We start from the raw sequence: 20,306 nt of genomic DNA, 5'->3' as shown, positions 1-20,306 counted from the left end.
GGGGGCGCGTAGGAGGCCGGGGCGCCGGAGTTGGGTAGCGACACGACGCAGAGCGGAAGATTCTCCGCACATCAGGCGGGAAGTGATCATTCCAACGGATCACCCGCGGTCAGCAGGGGGTTTTCATGGCAGCCAGGCCTCTCGTCGCCCGCCAGCCGAACGAACGGCTGCAGGCGCTCATCCAGGAAGCCGGGTGCTCCAACGCCGGGCTAGCCCGGCGCGTGAACATGTGCGGGGCCGAACACGGCCTCGATCTCCGCTACGACAAGACCTCCGTGGCCCGCTGGCTGCGCGGCCAGCAGCCGCGCGGCCGGGCGCCCGGAATCATCGCCGAGGCGATCGGGCGCAAGCTCGGCCGGACCGTCACCATCGACGAGATCGGCATGGCCAACGGCAAGAACCTCGCCTCCGGGGTCGGCCTGCAGTTCTCGCCGACCGTCATCGGCGCGATCGAGCAGGTCTGCGAGCTGTGGCGCAGCGACGTCGGCCGCCGCGACTTCCTGGCGGGTTCGAGCGTGGCGGCGTCCGCGCTCGTCGAGCCGAGCCGTGACTGGCTGATCACCGGGGCCGACACCCAGGTGGCCCGCAGCGGCGGCTCGCGCGTCGGCATGCCGGACGTCGAGGCGGTACGGGCGACCACCGAGGCGCTCAAGGACCTCGACCACCGCTTCGGCAGCGGGCACGTCCGGCCGGTGGTCGTGCACTACCTCAACTCGGTGGTGTCCGGGCTGATCGGCGGCTCGTACCGGGAGCCGGTCGGGCGGGCGCTGTTCGCCTCCGTGGCCCGGCTGACGGAGCTGGCGGGCTACATGGCGGTGGACACCGGACAGCCCGGCCTGGCCCAGCGGTACTACATCCAGGCGCTGCGGCTGGCCCAGGCGGCCGGCGACCGGGCGTACGGGGGGTACGTGCTGGCCGCGTCCATGAGCCACCTCGCCGCCGAGCTGGGCAACCCGCGGGAGATCGCGCAGCTGGCGCGGGCCGCCCAGGAGGGGACGCGGGGCCAGGTCACCCCGCGCGTCGAGGCCATGTTCTACGCGGCCGAGGCGCGCGGGCACGCGCTGCTCGGCGACACCCGGGCCACGGCGGTGCTGTCGGCGCGGGCGGTCAGCGCGCTGGAGCGGGCGGAGCCGGAGTCGGGCGACGACCCGGTGTGGATCCGCCACTTCGACACGGCGTACCTCGCGGACGAGCTGGCGCACTGCCACCGGGACCTGGGCCAGGCGGACGCGGCGGGCAAGCGGGCCGAGGAGGCGCTACGGGGCCTCCCGGCGGGCAAGGCGCGGCGCCGGGCCATCGGGCTGCTGCTGCTGGCGGCGGCGCAGGTGCAGCAGCGGGAGGTGGAACAGGCCTGCCAGACCGCCACGAAGGCGGCGGAGCTTCTGGAGGGGCTCCGGTCGAACCGGGGGGCGGAATACCTGGAGGACTTCCGCACCCGCCTGGAGCCCTACCGGGAGGAGGCGGCGGTACGGGAGTTCGGCGCCCGGCTGGAAGCCAGGGTCGCCTGACGCTCCGGCGCCGCCGCCCTCTCCGGCCTCGCCCGCGGATTCCGCCGCCGCCGTCGCACATCCCGGCCCCGCCCGCGCCTCCGGCGCTGGATTGTCTCGGGCGAGGCTGGGTGTGCGGGTGCGTGACCGGGTAGCGTGACCGACGGTTCCACAGGGTCGGGCGAGTCGGAGAAGGAGTCCCGGTGACGCAGAGCGGACAAGGGGGTGCCCCCCAGCCGGGTGCCCCGTGGGGTCCGGACCAGGCGTCCGGGTATCCGGTGTACCCGGAGCAGCCGCAGCCCGGGCCCGCGTACGGCTACCCGCACGTGGCACCGGGGCACGTCGTCGGGCCCGGCTACGAGGGGCCGGGGGAGCCGCACGGCTACGGCTACCCGCCGCTGCCCGAAGCCGCGACCCAGTACATCCCGCCCGTGCCGGCGGCCCCCGCGCACGACGAAGGCGCGACGCAGTACATCCCGCCGGTGCCGGCGGCCTCCGCGCACGACGAAGGCGCGATGCAGTACATCCCGCCGGTGCCGGCGGCCTCCGCGCACGACGAAGGCGCGACGCAGTACATCCCGCCGGTGCCGGCGGCCTCCGCGCACGACGAAGGCGCGACGCAGTACATCCCGCCCGTCCCGGCCGGCCCCGCGCACGACGAGGCCGCCACCCAGTACATCCCGCCCGTCCCCGCCGGGCCCGCGCACGGCGAGGCGGCGACGCAGTACATACCGCCGGTGCCCGCCGACCGCGCCGTTGAGGGGTTCGACGGGCTGTTCCGCGGCGACGACGACTCCGCCGGCCACACCCAGCACCTGCCGCCCGTCCAAGAGCCCGTGCTGCGCCAGCCGCCGCCGCGCCCCTACCCGCCGCGCGCGCAGCGCCCCGTACCCCCCGCGCAGCCCCACCCGCAGCAGCAGTACGCCCCGGCCCCGCCCCCGCCGCCGGAGGCACCCCGCCGGGTCTCGCCCGCCGTCATCGCCGCCGTGGTCATCGGCCTGGCCGTGGTCGGGCTGGGCGTCGGCTCGCTGCTCAGCGACGGCAAGCCGCAGAACAACGACCCGGGCGCGGTGCCCGCGGCACCGGCCGCGAGCGGCGCCTCCGCCGCGCCCGGCGGTGAGGCTCCCGTGGACCCGGCCCGCCCGCAGGCCGTCCAGCTGGACAAGCTCCTGGCGGACAGCAACGACAGCCGGGCCTCGGTGATCAAGGCCGTCGAGGACATCAAGAGCTGCAACAACCTCGACCAGGCGAGCGCCGACCTGCGCGACGCGGCCCGCCAGCGCGAGGAGCTCGTCACCCGCCTCCAGGAACTGAAGCTGGACAAGCTCCCCGACCACGTGAAGCTGTCCGGGGCCCTCACCAAGGCCTGGCAGTCCTCCGCGGACGCCGACAACAGCTACGCCGCCTGGGCGGACGACGTGGACGACGACAAGTGCAAGGACGGCAAGGCCAAGGTCACCAAGAACGCCGCCGAGGGCAACAAGTCGAGCGGCGAGGCGACGAAGGCCAAGGAGTCGGCCGCGGTCATGTGGAACACGATCGCGGCCAAGTACGGCCTCCCCAAGCGCGACAAGTCCCAGCTCTGAGCATCAGGCCGTGCGGGGGGCCTGGACGAGGGTCGGGGTCATGTCCAGGGGCTGCTCGCCGGGCTGCGCCACGAGCCGGCCGGCCTGGACGATCTGGAACGTGACCTGGCCGTTGACGATGCGCGGGAAGCCGGCGACGGCCCGCATGTCCTGGTAGCGCCAGCTCAGGTCCGGGGTGAGGCCGCCGGTACCGACGGGCTGGGACTGGTTCAGCGACCGCTTGACCGTGCGGGCGGTGATCTCCTCGTCCTCCTTGAAGCGCTTCACGATCTCGCCCAGCACCGTGTAGGCGATCCAGGTGGTCTGCACCCCGCTGTCGTCGGGGTCGACGTTGTCGTCGCCGAAGGCGAACTCGGTGACGACCTTCCGCATCGGCGTCCAGACCGGATCGGAGGCCACCGGGTACCAGCTGGTGAGGTACGCGCCCTCGAAGGGGCTCTCCTTGCCGCCCGTGCGGTCCACCAGGGCCTGGCTGACACTGCCCAGGACGGAGGAGATCTGCGGCTTCCTGCGCTGGACCTCGGTCCGGCGGAAGGCGTCGAAGAAGGTCTCGGTGCGCTCGCCGAGGACCGCGGTGACGCAGCCCTTGTCCTTCTCCTTCTCCTTCCCGCTGCCGGTGGTGTGCGCGAGGGCCTCCCGAGCCTGCGGTACGAAGTCCGCGGAGTCCTCGGCGGCCCGGATGTCGGAGGCGTCGGCCATCTTGTTGGCCCGCAGCCCGGCGTTGAGCAGGACCGGCAGGGTGTCGCCCGCGAGGGTGTCGGGGCGGACCAGGGCGACCTGGTCGCACGCGCGGCCCAGCTGGTGGCCGGCGCCGGCGATGAGGACGGGCTGGCCGCCGTTGACGGGGTAGGAGAGCGGGGACTGGAACTCCTCGGAGGAGACCCCGTAACCGCCGATGAAGGGGATGCCCTCCGCCTCCAGCGGGGCCATGAAGGCGCGTCCGTGCTGGCTGTACGAGCCGACGACGGCGACGGCCTTCTCGGCGACGGCCTTGCGGGCGCAGTCGGCGGCGCCGGTGGGCGTGTTCTTCTCGTTGCAGGTCAGTACGCGCAGTTTGTGACCGTTGATCCCACCCTTGGAATTCACCCAGCGTTCGTACGCCTTGGCCATGCCGGTCATGCCCGGCATGTTGGTTGCCTTGGTGCCTTCCGGTGCGAAGGTGATGACCGTGATGGTCTCCCCGGAGCCCCCCGAGCCTCCGGGGAGCACCCCGCACCCGGCGACGAGACATGCGCCCATCGCCGTGGCCACGAAGGTGCGGGACAGGGATGTGGCGCGTCGCGAGATGGTCATGTCCATGCACCATTCCGCCCCGCAGGTAACTGTCGAGTGAGATGGACACAACATCCGGTGACGCCCAGGTGAATTACGGGGGCGAGGTACGCCGCAGGCGCCTGAAGATCGCGTTCAACAGGAACGTACGATCGAAAGCGTGACATTCGCCCAAGGTTCGAAGAACTCTTCCCGCCGCGGCGGCCGCTCCTCCACCATGGGCGGCATGCCCCTCAACGACATGCCGTGGTGGCGCTGGCGCAGCAATGTGCGCTCGGCGCTGCACATGCTTTCCGATCCGGCCTTCCACGAGGACACGTGGCTGACCGGCACCGACGGGTACGGAGACATCACCGACGCCGTGTACCGGCTCGTCGAGGACACCTGGCTCGACAGCTGGTCGGCCGAGAAGTACGTCGGCACGATCTTCCGCGACTCTCAGGAGGCCGCCCTCGTCGACCTCGCCGTGCTGCGCGTGCTCCGCATCCTCCACCAGGTCGGGCCCGACGCCCCGGTCTCCGCCTACCTGGAGCACCACGCGTGGCCCGAGGCGGTACGCGCCGCACGCGAGGCGCACGTACGGCTGGCCGAGGCGGACGGGGACGACCCGGACGTCCGGCCGACGTCGCTGGAAGTGTTGAGGATCCTCACCCGCGCGGTGTGAAAGGCTGTGCGGTCATGAGCGACCCGCACAATGAGGCCCAGGCCCAGCCCCAGTACGTCTTGACCGTGTCCTGCCCCGACAAGCAGGGCATCGTCCACGCCGTGTCGAGCTACCTCTTCATGACCGGCTGCAACATCGTGGACAGCCAGCAGTTCGGAGACCGGGAGACCGGACTCTTCTTCATGCGGGTGCACTTCGAGGCCGAGCCCGCGGTGACCGTCGAGAAGCTGCGCGCCAGCTTCGCCGCGATCGGCGACTCGTTCAAGATGGACTGGCAGATCCACCGCTCCGAGGAGCGCATGCGGATCATCCTCATGGTGTCGAAGTTCGGCCACTGCCTGAACGACCTGCTGTTCCGCTCGAGCATCGGCGCCCTGCCGGTCGAGATCGCGGCCGTGGTCTCCAACCACACCGACTTCGCCGAACTGGTCGGCTCGTACGACGTCCCGTTCGTGCACATCCCGGTGACGAAGGACACGAAGGCGGCGGCGGAGGCGCAGCTGCTGGAGCTCGTGCGCGCGGAGAACGTCGAGCTGGTGGTGCTGGCGCGGTACATGCAGGTGTTGTCGGACACCCTGTGCAAGGAGCTGAGCGGGCGGATCATCAACATCCACCACTCGTTCCTGCCGAGCTTCAAGGGCGCGAAGCCGTACCACCAGGCGCACGCGCGAGGCGTGAAGCTGATCGGCGCGACCGCGCACTACGTGACGGCGGACCTCGACGAGGGGCCGATCATCGAGCAGGAGGTCGAGCGGGTGGGCCACGAGGTGACCCCGGACCAGCTGGTGGCGGTGGGGCGGGACGTGGAGTGCCAGGCGCTCGCGCGCGCGGTGAAGTGGCACAGCGAGCACCGCGTCCTCCTGAACGGCTCCCGCACGGTCGTCTTCGCCTAACGCCACCCCCGCCCGCCGGGCAAACTCAGCCCCGCCGGCGTTTGAGGCGCGGGGGTCTGGGGGCAGCGCCCCCAGCAGCCGGGCTGCACGGGCACGACCACGCGTCACCCCGGGTGTCCGGACCCTGCGGCCCGGCTTCCTGGGGCGCCGCCCCAGACCCCACGCCTCAAACGCCGGCGAGGCTGGATTTGCGCGGCCATGCCGGAAGATCAGGGCTCCGCCCGGACCCCGCGCCTCAAACGCCGGCGGGGCTGGATGGTGCCGGCGGGGCTGGATGGTGTCGGCCAAGGCTGGTGTGTGCGGCAAGGCCGGGTCGGACCGGTGGGGCCGGCCGGCCTTGTCGTTGACTGCTCGGCTCGCCGCAGGCGTTACGCGTCAGGGGCCTCCACCCCGCAGTACGACGCGAAGGCGGCCAGGATCTCCTCCTCCGAGATGCGGCCGTCGCCGTCGGCGTCCAGCGCGGCGGCCAGCTTCGGAGCCAGTTCGGGCGAGGTGCCCAGGACGCGCAGGACGCGGGCGGCGGCCTGCGGGGTCGCCCCCGCGCCGTCCTCGTCCGCCACCGCGATCACGGCCCGCAGGAACGGCCGCGCGATCTCCGCGAACCGCTCCGGGTTGTCGCGCAGCCGCTTCGCCGCCCCGGTGATGAACTCCTCGCGGGAGACCCGCTGGTCCCCGTCGACGTCCGCGATCCCGGCCATCCCCTGCCAGAACGCCTCGGCCCCCGCGAAGACGGCCTGGCCCCTGTCCGACCGGGCGGTGGTACCGAATTCGGCCAGGACCGCCTTCGCGGCCGTGCTGAAGTCCTCCCGGTCGATATACCCGGACCCGTCCTGGTCGAAGGTGGCGAATCGGGCGGCGATCTTGCGCTCGTATTCTGCGCTGTCCATGTTCGGCGTTCCGCCTTCACGTATGCGGTGGGGTTCAGTTCAAGACAAGGCAGGAGCGTAAGGCCTACGTGGCCTGCGCGTTAAGCGAAGTGGTCAAGGAGGCTGCCGCATCGAACCCGCGCACGGGGAGCGCGGTGGGGCGCGTACACCTGTCCCCATGTGCCGTCGGCCGCGCCACCGTTCACGCCCTGCCACGCCCCTATCACGGAGGGCTTACTTCCAGGGCGAGGTTCTCCCAAAACGGGCGCGATCCGCCATGTGCCCACTACATTCGTTGCGTCGACACACGGCTGGGGGCACTTATGCCGAAGGACGTACCACCGCGCTGGGACCGCCGCATGCAGCAACGCCTGGCCCGCGGCGAGGCCGCCGCGCTCGGAGAGCTGTACGACCGCTTCGCCTCGCTCGTGCACAGCCTGGCGCACCGGGTGCTCGGCGACGAGAAGGCGGCGGACCGGATCACCCGCGAGGTCTTCGGCTACATCTGGGAGAACCCGGACGCGTACGACCCCAAGCAGGGCTCCATGCGCTCCTGGGTCGCCCGGATCACCCAGGGCCAGGCGGTGGCCCGGCTGCGCCAGGCCGAGCTGGGCCGGGGCTCCCGCGAGGAGCTGGAGCAGAAGGTGCGCAGCGCCAACGCGGCGGCCCGCGCGGACTACATCGTCACCTCCATGCCCGCGCCGCTGCGCGCCGCGCTCGAACTCGCGTACTTCAAGCGGCGCGACTACCGGCAGGCCGCCGCCGACCTGCAGATCAGCGAGGACGAGGCGCGGCGCCGGCTGCGGCTCGGCCTGCAGCTGCTGTCGACCGCCAACGCCCTCCCGCAGGAGGACACCGCCCGGTCCGGATACGGAACGTCCCGATGAACGGCCCTGCCGAGTCGCCCGACGACGGATACCAGCGTCCCGGCGGCTCGCCGCGCATACCGGGTCCGCGCGGGGCCGCCGACGACCTGGACCCGGCATACGCGCCGCAGTCGATGCCGCCACCGCAGCCGCCGGCCGAGGTGCCGCCTCCGCCCTCGCACGCCGTACTGAAGTCCCTGCTCGGCGCGTGGGCGCTGGCGGCCTGCTCCGCCGAGGAGACCCAGGCGGTCGAGGACCACCTCACCGAGTGCGCACCCTGCGCGGAGGAGGCGTTGCGGCTGCGCGACGCGGTGGGGCTGCTGCACCCCGAGGAGACCCTCGACCTCAAACCGCTGCTGCGCTCGCGCGTCCTGGAGGACTGCCTGGGCAAGCGGCCGGCGCGCATCCCGGTGCCGGTGTGGGCGAGCCCGTACGACACGGAGACCGCGCGGCTCGACGCGCTGCTCCAGGACTTCGGCGACTCGGAGTGGCACACCCCGGTGCGGCTGAAGTGGTTCGAGGAGGAACGGCGCCGCTCGCAGCGGACGACGGTGGCGGGCGTGATCGGTCACCTGATGACGGTGGACGGGCTGATCGCCAACGCGCTGGGACTGGACGACCCGCTGGGTCCGGACGCACCGAAGGGCGGTCCGACCGCGCGGACGGAGCACTTCTGGAACGCCTCGGCGTACCCGACGACGCGGCAGGTCCGCGAACCGTGGCGGGAGCAGGGGCACACGCTGGTGCGCACGGTGTCCTTCGCGGGCCGGGGCGTCGCCGAGCTGTCCGTGGACTACGGGGGCTTCGCGCTGCCGCTCGGGGACGCCTTCCTGGAGCGGGCCTTCGAGTGCTGGGTGCACGCGTGGGACATCGCGGAGGCGGTGGACTACCCGTACGAGCCGCCGTCGGGGCCGCATCTGCACGGGATGATCGACCTGGCGGCGCGGCTCCTGCCGGGCGCGCTGGCGCAGCGGCGGCGCGCCGGCCTGGCGGCCCCGGCGCGGGGCCTGGTCGCGGCGGGCGCGCCCGGGCGGACCCTGCACCTGGAGATCGAGGGCGCGGGTGGCGGCGGCTGGGACATCGCTCTGGACTCGCCGGGGGCGAGGACGTCGCCGGAGCGCACGGTGGCGGAGATCGCCCTGGACGGCATCGAGTTCTGCCAGCTCGCGGCCGGCCACATCTCTCCCGAGGACGCGGCGGTGGGCCAGCACGGCGACCGCGAGGCCATCCGCGACGTCCTGTTCGCGGCGGCCTCCCTGAGCCGTCTGTAGCGTTCACTTTCGGTTCATTGCAATGAACTGCATGCCGACTGTTGCATTGAAAATCAATCCATTGCAATGAATTACCTGCTCTGAGCTGCAGTGATGTCTTTCGTGTGCAACGAGCTTGTTGCTGGATCTGTGAATGCAACGTAGCTTTTCGTTCATCAGAAACGGCGGGCCGACAGGGTGCCGCCACTGAAGAAGGAGAAGTACGTTGCAGAAGTTCGACACCCCCGCCGCCGTCTCGGCCGTTGTGGACATCGCTGCGGGTCGTATCCGGTTCATCGCCGCGGACCGCGTGGACACGCGGGTCGAGGTGCTGCCGGCGAACGCGTCGAAGGGCCGTGATGTGAAGGCGGCGCAGGAGACCACCGTGGAGTTCGTCGACGGGGTTCTGCGGATCAAGGCGCCGGAGGGGAAGAACCAGCTCCTGGGTGCTTCGGGGTCGGTGGAGGTGACGGTTCAGCTGCCGGCGGGCTCCCGGGTGGAGGCGAAGGCGGCCAGTGCCGAGCTCCGTGGGGTCGGGCGCCTGGGTGACGTCGATTTCGAGGGGGCCGAGGGCACGGTCAAGCTCGACGAGACCGCCGGTGCCCGTCTGGCGCTGATGGCGGGGGACGTGTCGGTCGGCCGGCTGGGCGGCCCCGCCCGGATCAGCACGCAGAAGGGCGACATCCGGGTCGCCGAGGCGGTGCGCGGTGCGGTCGAGCTGCGGACCCAGGCCGGTGACGTGTCGGTGGGCGCCGCCCGCGGCGTGTCCGCCTCCCTGGACGCCGGCACCTCGTACGGCCGGATCCACAACTCCCTGAACAACAGCGAGGGCCCCACCCCCGCCCTCACGATCCACGCCACCACTGCCTACGGCGACATCACCGCCCGCAGCAACTGAGACAGGACGGCCGCCCGGCGCGGCCGTCCTGTCCCTCCGGCCGACTTCCACAACACTTCAAAGGAGCACACCACCATGTCCCTCACCCACACCGACCAGGACCGCCCGGAGCTGCAGAAGGCCATCGAGGAGATGGCCGAGGCGGGCTTCACCGGGGTGACGCTGCGCGTGCACGACGAGCGGGGCGAGTGGGTCGGCAGTGCCGGGGTGTCCGAGCTGGGCGAGAGCGCCGGGCCGCCGGTCGACGGCCACGTCCGGATAGGCAGCAACACCAAGACCTTCACCGCGACCGTGGTGCTGCAGCTGGTGGCCGAGGGAGTGATCCGGCTGGACGACCCGGTGGCCGGCCACCTGCCCGAGTTCGGGCTGGACCGGCGGATCACGGCGCGGATGCTGCTGCAGCACACCAGCGGGGTGTTCAACTTCACCGGCGAGTACTACGACGACGGGACGTTCGCGCCGGGGATCGCCGCCACGACCGCGGGCCGGGAGTGGGTGGACGGCCGGTTCAGGACCTACCGCCCGGAAGAGCTGGTGCGGCTGGCGCTGTCGAAGCCGGCGCGGTTCGAGCCGGGGACGGACTGGAGCTACTCCAACACCAACTACGTGCTGGCCAGGCTGCTGATCGAGAGGGTCACCGGCCGCTCGCTCGCCGAGGAGATGCAGCGGCTGATCATCGGACCGCTCGGCCTGTCGGGAACGTCGCTGCCCGGCACCGGCGTGGAGATCCCCGAGCCGCACGCCCACGCCTACTACCGGTACGAGGACGCCGGCCGGCAGGAGACGGTCGACGTCACCCGCCACAACCCCTCCTGGATCTCCACCGGCGGGGACATGATCTCGACCACGAAGGACCTGCACACCTTCATCTCCGCGCTGCTGGGCGGCAGGCTCCTGCCGGCCCCGCTGCTGGCCGAGATGTGCACGCCGCATCCCAAGGTCGGCTACGGCCTGGGGGTGTTCGTCCAGGCCGTGGGCGACGGCGGCACCGTCATCACGCACAACGGCGGCGCGGCGGGCCACGGGGCGCTGATGTACAGCACGCCCGACGGCGGCAAGACGCTGACCGCCGCGCTGAACTACGTCGACGACGCGGCGATGTCGCTGGCGGCGGCGTTCCAGAAGGCGACGCAAGGCCTCGTCGACGAGGTGTTCGGCGGCGGGCGGCCCGTCTCGTCCGACCCGGCCGAGCCGTCCGACCCGGCCGAGCCGTCCGACCCGGTCGTGCCGTCCGACCCGGTCGAGCCGGCGGCTCGGTAGGCGACGTCAGGCGTACCGCTCGCGGAGTTTGTACTTGAGGATCTTGCGCAGGGCCTCGTTGCGCGGGAGGGACTCCAACAGCTCCAGTTGTTCGGGGAGCTTGTGCGTGGCCAGGCCTTCCGCGCGGAGGTGGGCCGTCACCCGGGGCAGGGTCAAGGGGGCGGCGCCCGGGGTCTGTTCGACCACCGCGCAGACGCGTTCGCCGCGGGCCGGGTCGGGGAGGCCGATGACCGCGACGTCGGCGACGCCCGGGAGGAGGTGGAGCAGGTCCTCGATCTCCTTCGCCGAGATGTTCTCGCCCTTGCGGATGATGACGTCCTTGCTGCGGCCGGTGAGGACCAGGTAGCCCTCCTGGGTCAGGTGGCCGAGGTCGCCCGTGATCAGGTAGCCGTCGGCGTCGAAGACCTCCGCCGACTGGTCCCGGTTCAGGTAGCCCTGGCAGACGGCCTCGCCCCGGAGCCGGACCTCGCCGTCCGTGTTCGGGGGGAGCGGGGTGCCGTTCGGGGTGGTGATGCGGATGGACATGCCGGCCGGGGGGCGGCCCTCGGTGGTCGCCAGGTGGTCGGGGGTGTCGTCCGGGGCGCCCATGGTGATCATCGGGACCTCGGTCATGCCGTAGCCGTGGGTCAGCTGGCAGCCCATTTCGCGGACGACGGCGTGGTAGATCTCCGGCGGCTTCGGGGCGCCGCCGCCCGCGAGGAGGCGGAGGGTGGGGATGAGCGGGGCCGAGGGGGCCTTGCGCTGTTCCGTGAGGAACATGGAGTAGAAGGCGGTCGATCCGCCGGCCACCGTGACCCCGTGGCGGCGGTAGCCGTCCAGCGCGTCCGGCATCGCGAACTTCTCGAAGAGGACTGCGGGGAAGCCGTAGAGCAGCAGCATCACGGTGTAGTCGGGCCCGGCTATGTGCGCGAAGGGGAAGGCCATCGAGCCGACGTCGTCCGGGGTCAGGTGCAGGGCGTGCGCGAGGCAGGAGCCGCCGGCGATCAGGGACCGGTCGGTGTGCAGGACGCCCTTGGGGTCGGAGGTGGTGCCGGAGGTCCAGTAGATCCACCGGACGTCCGTGCCGGAGGCGGGCGGCGGCGGGAGTGCGGAGGGGTCGCCGTCCGGGAGGTCGTCGTAGGCCTCGAAGACGCCGCGCGCGCCGAGCCGCCGGGCCATCGCGGGGTGGTCGAAGCCGCGCCAGGTCCCGGGGACGGCGAAGAACTCGGCCTTGGACTCGCGGAGCGCGAAGCCGACCTCTCGGTCGCGGTAGAACGGGATGACCGGGGTCTGGACGGCGCCGAGCCGGGCGAGGGCCACGGAGAGCAGTACGGTCTCGATGCGGGTGGGGAGCTGCCAGGCGACGACCGTGCCGGGGCGGACGCCCATGTCGTACAGGCCGGCGGCGACGCGTTCGGAGCGGTCGCGCAGTTCCCCGAAGGTCAGCCGGCGGTCCTGCGCCGGGTCCTCGGCCGCCTCGATCAGGACGGTGGCGCCGGGGGTCAGTGAGGCCCGGCGGGTGATGAGTTCCCACAGGGTGCGGGAGCCGCCCAGTTCTGTCGCGATCGCGGTGTCCGTCATCCCAGACCTCCCCATAGCTGACGGATAGTCAGATCAAGCGCAGAGCGTAGGCCTCCGGCGCTTGTCGGTCCAGGGGTGGCGGGGCTAGCTTGTTTCTGACGATCCATCAGATTGGCATCGGATTGGGGAGACGGTCATGGGACTGGAATTGCCTCGGATCATCAGCGTCGACGACCACGTGATCGAACCCGCACACCTCTTCGACGTCTGGCTGCCCGCCAAGTACCGCGACCGCGGGCCCAAGGCGATCACCGCGGGCATCGGCGAGCTGGCGTACACGGGCGGCAAGTACGTGATCACCATGGACCCGGACGGCCCGCCGACCGACTGGTGGATCTACGAGGACCTGAAGTTCCCGTACAAGCGCAACATCGCCGCCGTCGGCTTCGACCGCGACGACATGACGCTGGAGGGCATCACGCGGCAGGAGATGCGCCGCGGCTGCTGGGACCCGAAGGCGCGCCTCGCCGACATGGACCTCAACCACGTCGAGGCCTCGCTGTGCTTCCCCACCTTCCCGCGCTTCTGCGGGCAGACCTTCGCCGAGGCCCACGACAAGGAGGTGGCCCTCGCCTGCGTGCGCGCCTACAACGACTGGATGGTCGAGGAGTGGTGCGGCGACAGCGGCGGCCGGCTGATCCCGCTGTGCATCATCCCGCTCTGGGACATCGACCTGGCGGTCGCGGAGATCCGGCGCAACGCCGCCCGCGGGGTGCGCGCCGTGACCTTCTCCGAGATCCCCACCCACCTGGGCCTGCCGTCCATCCACTCCGGCTACTGGGACCCCTTCTTCGCCGTCTGCCAGGAGACCGGCACGGTGGTCAACATGCACATCGGGTCCAGCTCCCAGATGCCCGCGGCCTCCCCCGACGCGCCGCCCGCCGTGCAGGCCTCGCTCAGCTTCAACAACGCGATGGCCTCGATGATGGACTTCCTCTTCAGCGGCGTCCTCGTGAAGTTCCCGACCCTCAAGCTCGCCTACAGCGAAGGCCAGATGGGCTGGATCCCGTACGCCCTGGAGCGCGCCGACGACGTCTGGGAGGAGCACCGGGCCTGGGGCGGGGTCCGCGACCTGATCCCCGAGCCGCCGTCCACGTACTACTACCGGCAGATCTTCTGCTGCTTCTTCCGCGACAAGCACGGGATCGCCTCGATCGACGTCGTCGGGCGCGACAACGCCACCTTCGAGACCGACTACCCGCACGTGGACTCGACCTTCCCGCACACCAAGGAGGTCGCCCTCGACCACGTGAAGGGCCTCGACGAGGAGACGGTCTACAAGCTGATGCGCGGCAACGCCATCCGCATGCTCGGCCTGGACCTGGACCTGGACCTGGGCAAGAGCCGCTGATGGATCTGACCTACACCGAGGAGGAGCAGGACTTCCGGGCGCGGCTGCGCGCATGGCTCGGCAAGGCCCTGCCCGAGCTGCCCGCCAAACCGTCCCCGGACGACTGGCCCGGCCGGCGCGCGTACGACCTCGGCTGGCAGCGCCGGCTGTACGAGGCCGGCTACGCGGGTCTGCACTGGCCGGTGGACGCCGGCGGGCGCGGTGCCACCCCGACCCAGCACCTGATCTTCCTGGAGGAGACGGAGCGCGCCGGGGCCCCGTACGTCGGCGCGAACTTCGTCGGGCTGCTGCACGCCGGCCCGACCATCGCCGCCGAGGGCAGCGCCGGGCAGCGGGCGCGCTGGCTGCCGCCCGTACTGCGCGGCGACGAGGTGTGGTGCCAGGGGTTCAGCGAACCGGACGCCGGCTCGGACCTGGCCTCCCTGCGCACGCGGGCGGTCCGCGACGGCGACGACTACGTGGTCACCGGGTCGAAGATCTGGACCTCTCACGCGGAGGTCGCCGACTGGTGCGAGCTGCTGGTGCGGACCGATCCGCAGGCCCCCAAGCACCGGGGGATCTCCTGGCTGGCCATGCCGATGGACGCGCCGGGGGTCACCGTACGGCCGCTGCGCACGCTCGCCGGGTCGACGGAGTTCGCGGAGGTGTTCCTCGACGAGGTGCGCATCCCGGTCGCGAACCGGGTCGGGGCCGAGAACGACGGCTGGCGCGTCACCATGGTCACCCTCTCCTTCGAGCGGGGCACCGCCTTCGTCGGCGAGGTCGTCGCCTGCCGCCGGACCCTGGGCGAGCTGGCCCGTACGGCGAAGGCGAACGGGCGCTGGGACGACCCGGTGCTGCGGCGCCGGCTGGGTCGGCTGTACGGGGAGTTCGGCGCGCTGTGGCGGCTCACCCAGTGGAACGTCAGCGAGTCTCAGGGCTCCGGCGGGGTCCCCGGCATCGGCGGCTCGGTCTTCAAGCTCGCCTACTCGCACGCCCGGCAGGAGCTGTACGACGTGGCGGCGGAGGTGCTGGGCGCCGCCTCCCTGTCCCTGGAGGAGGAATGGACCCTGGACCGGCTCTCCTCCCTCTCGTACACGATCGCGGCGGGCACCTCGCAGATCCAGCAGAACATCGTCGCCGAGCGGATCCTCGGCCTCCCGAAGGGCCGGTGAGGGGCATGCACTTCCAGCCGACCGAGGAACAGCGGGACCTGCGGGCGGGCGTACGGGAACTGCTCGCGGGGCGGTACGGGCGCGAGGCGCTGCGGGCCTCGGTGGACACGGGCGCCGCCGTGGACCGGGGGCTGTGGCGGGAGCTGGGCGAGGCGGGCTTCTTCGCCCTGCGGCTGCCCGAGCCGGCCGGTGGCGTCGGCCTCGGCCTGCCGGAGGCGGTGCTCGTCTTCGAGGAGGCCGGGCGGGCCCTGCTGCCGGGGCCGCTGGTGGCCACGCACCTGGCGGCCGGGGTGATCCCGGGGGCGGCGGCGGGGACGGCGGTGGTGACCGCCCGCGACCTGGAGGGCGGCCTGGTCGCGTACCTGGAGGAGGCGGACGCGGTGCTGGGGGAGGCCGGGGTGCCCGCCGGCTCACCGGTCCGCTCGGTGGACCCGCTGACGCCGCTGCACCGGGTGGCGTCGGCGCCCGGGGACGTGTCGGAGTACCGCTCCGCGGGGGCGCTGCTGACGGCGGCGCTGCAGGTCGGCAGCGCGCTGCGGACGGTGGAGCTGGCGGTCCGGTACGCGGGCGAGCGCGAGCAGTTCGGACAGCCGATCGGGGCGTTCCAGGCGGTCAAGCACCTGTGCGCGCAGATGCTGGTGCGGGCGGAGGTGGCCCGTACGGCGGTCTACGCGGCGGCGGTGACGGGGGACCCGGGGGAGGTGGCGGCGGCCAAGCTGCTGGCGGACGAGGCGGCAGTACGCGGAGCCCGGGACTGTCTGCAGGTGCACGGCGGGATGGGCTTCACGTGGGAGGCGGACGTGCACCTGCACCTGAAGCGGGCGTGGCTGCGGGCCGAGCAGTGGCGGACGGCGGGGGAGGCGGAGGAGCTGCTGGCGGCGGAGCTGCTGGACTCGGCGGCGTAGCCGGCCGCGGCCGGCGCGGGGCACGGGAGGGACGCCGCGGGACGCATGTCCGATTACAGAGAGTTGATATCGGTTTGTGTCCTTCGCCCCTTCGTTACGGACCGGAGTCGGGGGGTTGCTCCGGTACGCTCCCACAGATGCGAGCGGTTGAGCGGCGCGAGCGTCGCACAGTATGCACCACGCCCACTCCTTCGCGCGGGAATATGCCCGAAGCGCTTGTTGTGGTGACTGTACGTCAACCATGCTGCTCCGCAAGGGGATCACAGTGGGTGATTCCATCCTGTCGCGAGGCGAAGTGTCCGCCGGTTCGGATGGTGTGAGCGGTGCAGGTGCTTCAGGTGCAGTTGGAGGTAGGACCGGACCCAGCCGAGGTCGGCCGGGCGCGCCGGTGGGCCCGGTCCCGGTTGGCGGGGTCGGGCATAGGGGATGACGAGCCGCTCGCCGAGACGCTGATCCTGCTGATCTCCGAGCTGGTCACCAACGCGGTCGTGCACACGGGCTGTCCGGCGGTGCTGCGGATGCTGTTCGGGGGACCCGGGGTGCGGGTCGAGGTGGCCGACGCGAGCGACCGGGCGCCGGCCCGCCGGCAGGCGGCCGGGGACGACACCGGCGGGCGCGGCCTGGAGCTGGTGGACGGCCTGGCGGACCGCTGGGGCTGGCAGCGCGAGGGCGCGGGCAAACGCATCTGGTGCGAGATCGACCGCGCGGAGAAGGCGGCGTCGGACTGCGCCTCCGACGGACCGTCGGAAGTTCACACCTCCGTGCGGGAACCGCGCGTGTACCTCTAACGAGGTGTTGACGTTCCGTCACATCTTGATCACCCTGGTGTGGAGCGATTCGACGCGAGGGGACGCCAAGGACACGCCTTGACGAGTGCGGGTCGCGGGGTGGCGGCTGCCGTGCCGCGCTCGGGGCGTGCATGCGCGCCGCCGCCACCCGCATCACTCCGGCTTCGGCAGCGGCGGCAGGTCGTCCGCGAACGGCGTGTCGGTCCCGGCCCAGTCGAAGGCGAACCGCCGGCCGGCCCGGTCGTGGCGGACCGCACTCCCGCACGGGGGGATCCGCAGGTGCCGGTGGATCCAGCCGTCGAGCGCGAGCGCGGCGACCTCGGACTGGTAGTCGGCGCCGGGGTACGCGAGGGAGGCGACCTCCAGGACCAGGTGGCCACGGCCCGCCGCTCGCGCGACCAGCTCGTGCGCGTGCAGCGACATCCCGAAGGCGAGCCAGGCGGCGTCCTTCCAGTACAGCCCGCCCGCGGGCAGGGCAAGGTGGAGGCGCCCGTACGCGCGCAGGGCCTGCGGGGGCGGGGAGTCCGCCTCGTACGCGGCCACGCTGATGTCGGCGGCGAGTCCCATGCCGCCGCTCATGTACCGGTACTTGAAGGTCTCGGCCATCACTCGCTCCCGGACGCCCCTGGTCGTGAAGGTGCCCGCCGGCCCCCGCGGTTCGCCGGCCGGTGGGTGGCGTTGCGCGGGGGCGGCGGGGGTGACGGGTCAGCCGTCGGTGCAGATCACGTCGTACGGGCGGCCGATCCCGATGGTCAGCTCGATGGGGTCGGTGGTGCCGGAGGGGCACTCGGACTTCGTCTTGACGAGGGCGAGGACCTTCTGGGCGCCCGAGCCGCCGCAGGCGACCTCCTTGGCCTGGGAGGTCACGCAGTCGCCCTTCACCAGCTGGCCGCCGCCGGCGCCCGCGTCGCCGGGGTGCTCGTTCGACAGGTTGCGGCCGCAGACGGTGTTGGTGGGGATGCCGCTCTTCGTGCCGCCGTAGGAGATGCTCACGTCGATCATCAGGTCCGTGCCGGGCGGGCACTGGATCGCGCCCGGGAGGATGCTGGCCTCCTTGATGTCGATGGCCTTGAAGGAGGCCCCGGAGTCGGAGCAGCCCGTCCGCTTGTACCCGTCGGGGGCCTTGGCCGGGTCGGGGCCGCCGCAGTCGCCGACCTTCCACGCGCTGGAGGTGTCGGAGGAGGACTCGGGGGATCCGGGGTCCTTGGCCGTGGGCTTGGCGGAGGGGGACGCCGAGGGGGACGCCGTGGGCTTGCCGTCGTCCTTGTTGAGCTTCTGCAAGGCGATGAAGCCGCCGATGATGATCACCGCGAGAACGATGACGGCGACGACGCTGCCGCCCGAGCGGCGTCTGGGGGCAGGCGGCGGCGGTACCTGGTACGGGTTGGCCATGCGGGCTTCTCCTGGCAGGGAAAGTGGTGGGGACGGGGTGTGATGCGCGAACGGTGACGCGTCATGGACACCTCATGGTTCCACGAGGGTCGGACACCCCCGTCGCCACGGTTGCGGCCCCCTCCGGCCGCGGCGCATTCCTTCTGGTCAGAGGACTGCCACCGGGGCCACCGGGGTGCCCGTGCCGCCGACGAAGGGTTCCGGCATCGCGGAGAGGAAGAAGGAGTACCGGTTTTCTTCTGCACAGGCTGTGGACAACTTTTCGAGATCCCAGTTCTGGCCCTGGTGCATGCCCATCTCGACCAGGTCGAGGGCGTGCACCGGCAGCCACAGGTCGTCGATCTCCGGCGGGAAGATCTCGAAGGTGAGGGTGTCGTTCGCGACGGCCGCCACGTCGCGGGCGTGGAACCACTCCGGGGTGCGGACCGAGAGGCCGGGCGAGGGGAAGCCGTAGCCGTGCTTGTCGCCCGCCAGGTAGACCTGGATCTGGCCGGTGCGGACCAGGACGATGTCGCCGGGGCGGACCGTGACCCCGCCGAACTCCTCGGCCTCCGCCAGGTCTTCCGGGGTCACCGCGTGACCCCCCTCCAGCCGGTCCAGGCCCTTCGCGCGGGCCACGTCCAGGAGGACTCCGCGCGAGACGATGGGGCCGGCCTTGTCGATGCCGCTGTACTCGGCGCGGCCGTGCGCCGTGATGGTGCCGGCCGGGCGGCCGTTGTAGATCCTGCCCGAGTGCGAGACGTGGGTGAGGGCGTCCCAGTGGGTGCCCGCCTGGAGGCCCATGCTCACGGCGTCGTCGCTGCACGCCACCGTGCCCGGGCCGAAGATCTCCTGGTTGATCTGGACCATCGTGTGCAGCGGGTTGATCCGGCCCGGGATCATGCCGACCTGCACCCCGTCCTCCTTGAGGGGGAGGGCGAGGGGGACGCGGCGGCCGCTGCGGATCTCCGCCGCGGCGGTCCGGACGACCTCGTCCGTGATCAGGTTCAGGGTTCCGATCTCGTCGTCGGCACCCCATCGTCCCCAGTTGTTGACGCGCTTGGCGATGTCGTGGAAGGCGGCGGGCAGGGTCATGGGCGTCGACAGCTCCTTGCGTGGATACGGCAACGACGGCAACGAGGGCTTGTGCAGGTGCATCTGACTACCCATAGAATCTAACGGTCCGTCAGAAAACGCGGGAAGGGGCCGGACGTGGGGAACTTCTTGGCAGGCAAGGTCGTCGCCGTCACCGGCGCCGGCCGGGGCATCGGGCGGGCCGTGGCACTCGCCGCGGCCGCCGAGGGCGCCAAGGTCGTCGTCAACGACTACGGCGTGGGGATCGAGGGGGGCGAGCCGACCAGCGCGGTCGCCGACGGCGTGGTGAAGGAGATCCAGGCCGCCGGCGGCGAGGCGGTCGCCGTCGCCGACGACATCTCCACCATGGCCGGCGGCCAGCGCATCGTGGACACCGCGCTGACCGAGTTCGGCCGCATCGACGGAGTCGTGTGCGTGGCCGGCATCCTGCGCGAACGGATGCTGTTCAACATGTCCGAGGAGGAGTGGGACCCGGTGGTCGCCACCCACCTCAAGGGCACCTTCACCGTCTTCCGCGCCGCCTCCGCCGTCATGCGCAGGCAGGGCTCGGGCACCCTGATCGGCTTCACCAGCGGCAACCACCAGGGATCCGTGGCCCAGGCCAACTACAGCGCGGCCAAGGGCGGGATCATCTCCCTCGTCCGGTCCGCCGCGCTGGGCCTCGCCAAGTACGGGGTCACGGCCAACGCCGTCGCACCCGTCGCCCGGACCCGCATGTCGGCGAACGTCCCCATGGAGCTCAAGGAGATCGGCGAGCCGGAGGACGTGGCCGCACTGGTCACCTACCTGCTCAGCGACCGCGCCAAGGCCGAGGACATCACCGGGCAGGTCTACACGATCGCCGGCCCGAAGATCGCCGTCTGGGCGCAGCCGCGCGAGCTGCGCGCCGGATACGCCGAAGGCTCCTGGACCCCGGAGAAGATCGCCGACTTCCTGCCCGGGACGGTGGGCACCGACCCGATGCCGATGCTGGCGCAGCTGGAGGCCATGGCCAAGGCGGCGGCCGCCAAGGACCGTCCCAACGCATAGGGGGCCCGATC

At 71.9% G+C, this 20,306-nt stretch carries 19 protein-coding genes; 13 read left to right on the top strand and 6 right to left on the bottom strand.

What is annotated here, in order from left to right; all coding sequences use genetic code 11:
- Positions 1-125: 125 nt before the first annotated feature.
- Both OG472_RS20695 and OG472_RS20690 read left to right on the top strand, forming a co-directional pair.
- Positions 126-1,508, top strand: coding sequence for a transcriptional regulator (locus OG472_RS20695; RefSeq protein ID WP_405830681.1), 1,383 nt, complete (start codon positions 126-128; stop codon positions 1,506-1,508).
- A gap of 182 nt (positions 1,509-1,690) precedes the next feature.
- Positions 1,691-3,073, top strand: coding sequence for a hypothetical protein (locus OG472_RS20690; protein ID WP_405941869.1), 1,383 nt, complete (start codon positions 1,691-1,693; stop codon positions 3,071-3,073).
- A gap of 3 nt (positions 3,074-3,076) precedes the next feature.
- Here the strand turns inward: OG472_RS20690 and OG472_RS20685 are convergent, their stop codons facing one another.
- Complete coding sequence (locus tag OG472_RS20685) at positions 3,077-4,366, bottom strand: ABC transporter substrate-binding protein (protein WP_401608257.1); 1,290 nt, start codon at positions 4,364-4,366, stop codon at positions 3,077-3,079.
- 196 nt (positions 4,367-4,562) lie between these two features.
- Between OG472_RS20685 and OG472_RS20680 the strand changes: the two genes are divergently transcribed.
- Both OG472_RS20680 and purU read left to right on the top strand, forming a co-directional pair.
- The gene (locus OG472_RS20680) at positions 4,563-5,009 is read left to right on the top strand and encodes an SCO4402 family protein (RefSeq protein WP_383577957.1); all 447 of its coding nucleotides are present in this window, start codon (positions 4,563-4,565) and stop codon (positions 5,007-5,009) included.
- 14 nt (positions 5,010-5,023) lie between these two features.
- The gene (gene purU, locus OG472_RS20675) at positions 5,024-5,902 is read left to right on the top strand and encodes a formyltetrahydrofolate deformylase (protein WP_327414628.1); all 879 of its coding nucleotides are present in this window, start codon (positions 5,024-5,026) and stop codon (positions 5,900-5,902) included.
- A 368-nt stretch (positions 5,903-6,270) separates the two neighbouring features.
- Here the strand turns inward: purU and OG472_RS20670 are convergent, their stop codons facing one another.
- Positions 6,271-6,789, bottom strand: a complete 519-nt coding sequence (locus tag OG472_RS20670) for an EF-hand domain-containing protein (RefSeq protein WP_401608259.1) — start codon at positions 6,787-6,789, stop codon at positions 6,271-6,273.
- A 302-nt stretch (positions 6,790-7,091) separates the two neighbouring features.
- Here OG472_RS20670 and OG472_RS20665 point away from each other — a divergent pair, with 302 nt between their 5' ends.
- From OG472_RS20665 to OG472_RS20650, 4 genes are all read left to right on the top strand, one after another.
- A complete protein-coding gene (locus OG472_RS20665) occupies positions 7,092-7,655 on the top strand; it encodes a sigma-70 family RNA polymerase sigma factor (RefSeq protein WP_401608262.1) in 564 nt (187 codons plus the stop codon).
- Positions 7,652-8,905, top strand: coding sequence for a maleylpyruvate isomerase N-terminal domain-containing protein (locus OG472_RS20660; protein WP_401608265.1), 1,254 nt, complete (start codon positions 7,652-7,654; stop codon positions 8,903-8,905). The genes OG472_RS20665 and OG472_RS20660 overlap by 4 nt, the downstream gene beginning before the upstream one ends.
- 205 nt (positions 8,906-9,110) lie before the next feature.
- A complete protein-coding gene (locus tag OG472_RS20655; RefSeq protein WP_405941868.1) occupies positions 9,111-9,782 on the top strand; it encodes a DUF4097 family beta strand repeat-containing protein in 672 nt (223 codons plus the stop codon).
- A gap of 75 nt (positions 9,783-9,857) precedes the next feature.
- Positions 9,858-11,042, top strand: a complete 1,185-nt coding sequence (locus OG472_RS20650) for a serine hydrolase domain-containing protein (protein WP_405941867.1) — start codon at positions 9,858-9,860, stop codon at positions 11,040-11,042.
- A 6-nt stretch (positions 11,043-11,048) separates the two neighbouring features.
- Here OG472_RS20650 and OG472_RS20645 read toward each other — a convergent pair whose 3' ends face one another.
- Positions 11,049-12,602, bottom strand: a complete 1,554-nt coding sequence (locus tag OG472_RS20645) for a class I adenylate-forming enzyme family protein (RefSeq protein WP_405941866.1) — start codon at positions 12,600-12,602, stop codon at positions 11,049-11,051.
- 136 nt (positions 12,603-12,738) lie between these two features.
- Between OG472_RS20645 and OG472_RS20640 the strand changes: the two genes are divergently transcribed.
- The 4 genes from OG472_RS20640 to OG472_RS20625 all read left to right on the top strand — a co-directional run bounded on the left by OG472_RS20640 (position 12,739) and on the right by OG472_RS20625 (position 16,800).
- Positions 12,739-13,953: an amidohydrolase family protein gene (locus tag OG472_RS20640; protein ID WP_401608275.1), complete on the top strand. Its 1,215-nt coding sequence runs from the start codon at positions 12,739-12,741 to the stop codon at positions 13,951-13,953.
- Positions 13,953-15,107 carry an acyl-CoA dehydrogenase family protein gene (locus OG472_RS20635; protein WP_405941865.1) on the top strand — a complete coding sequence of 385 codons (1,155 nt, stop codon included), beginning with the start codon at positions 13,953-13,955 and terminating at the stop codon, positions 15,105-15,107. The genes OG472_RS20640 and OG472_RS20635 overlap by 1 nt, the downstream gene beginning before the upstream one ends.
- 5 nt (positions 15,108-15,112) lie before the next feature.
- Positions 15,113-16,012, top strand: coding sequence for an acyl-CoA dehydrogenase family protein (locus OG472_RS20630; protein WP_405830672.1), 900 nt, complete (start codon positions 15,113-15,115; stop codon positions 16,010-16,012).
- A gap of 323 nt (positions 16,013-16,335) precedes the next feature.
- Positions 16,336-16,800 carry an ATP-binding protein gene (locus OG472_RS20625; RefSeq protein WP_383571382.1) on the top strand — a complete coding sequence of 155 codons (465 nt, stop codon included), beginning with the start codon at positions 16,336-16,338 and terminating at the stop codon, positions 16,798-16,800.
- 153 nt (positions 16,801-16,953) lie between these two features.
- Here OG472_RS20625 and OG472_RS20620 read toward each other — a convergent pair whose 3' ends face one another.
- From OG472_RS20620 to OG472_RS20610, 3 genes are all read right to left on the bottom strand, one after another.
- Positions 16,954-17,406 (bottom strand): hypothetical protein, encoded by a 453-nt coding sequence (locus tag OG472_RS20620; protein ID WP_401608281.1) that lies wholly within the window; start codon positions 17,404-17,406, stop codon positions 16,954-16,956.
- 99 nt (positions 17,407-17,505) lie between these two features.
- On the bottom strand, positions 17,506-18,192 hold the full coding sequence (locus tag OG472_RS20615) for a hypothetical protein (RefSeq protein WP_405941864.1): 687 nt from the start codon (positions 18,190-18,192) through the stop codon (positions 17,506-17,508).
- 147 nt (positions 18,193-18,339) lie between these two features.
- Positions 18,340-19,266 (bottom strand): cyclase family protein, encoded by a 927-nt coding sequence (locus OG472_RS20610; protein WP_405941863.1) that lies wholly within the window; start codon positions 19,264-19,266, stop codon positions 18,340-18,342.
- Between the two features lie 117 nt (positions 19,267-19,383).
- Between OG472_RS20610 and OG472_RS20605 the strand changes: the two genes are divergently transcribed.
- Positions 19,384-20,295 carry an SDR family oxidoreductase gene (locus tag OG472_RS20605; protein ID WP_401608287.1) on the top strand — a complete coding sequence of 304 codons (912 nt, stop codon included), beginning with the start codon at positions 19,384-19,386 and terminating at the stop codon, positions 20,293-20,295.
- Positions 20,296-20,306: the final 11 nt, after the last annotated feature.

The sequence above is a fragment of the Streptomyces sp. NBC_00207 genome (assembly GCF_045160965.1).
Lineage (GTDB): Bacteria > Actinomycetota > Actinomycetes > Streptomycetales > Streptomycetaceae > Streptomyces.
Note: the sequence above shows the minus strand (reverse complement) of the source record. Positions and strands in the feature narration are given on the sequence as shown.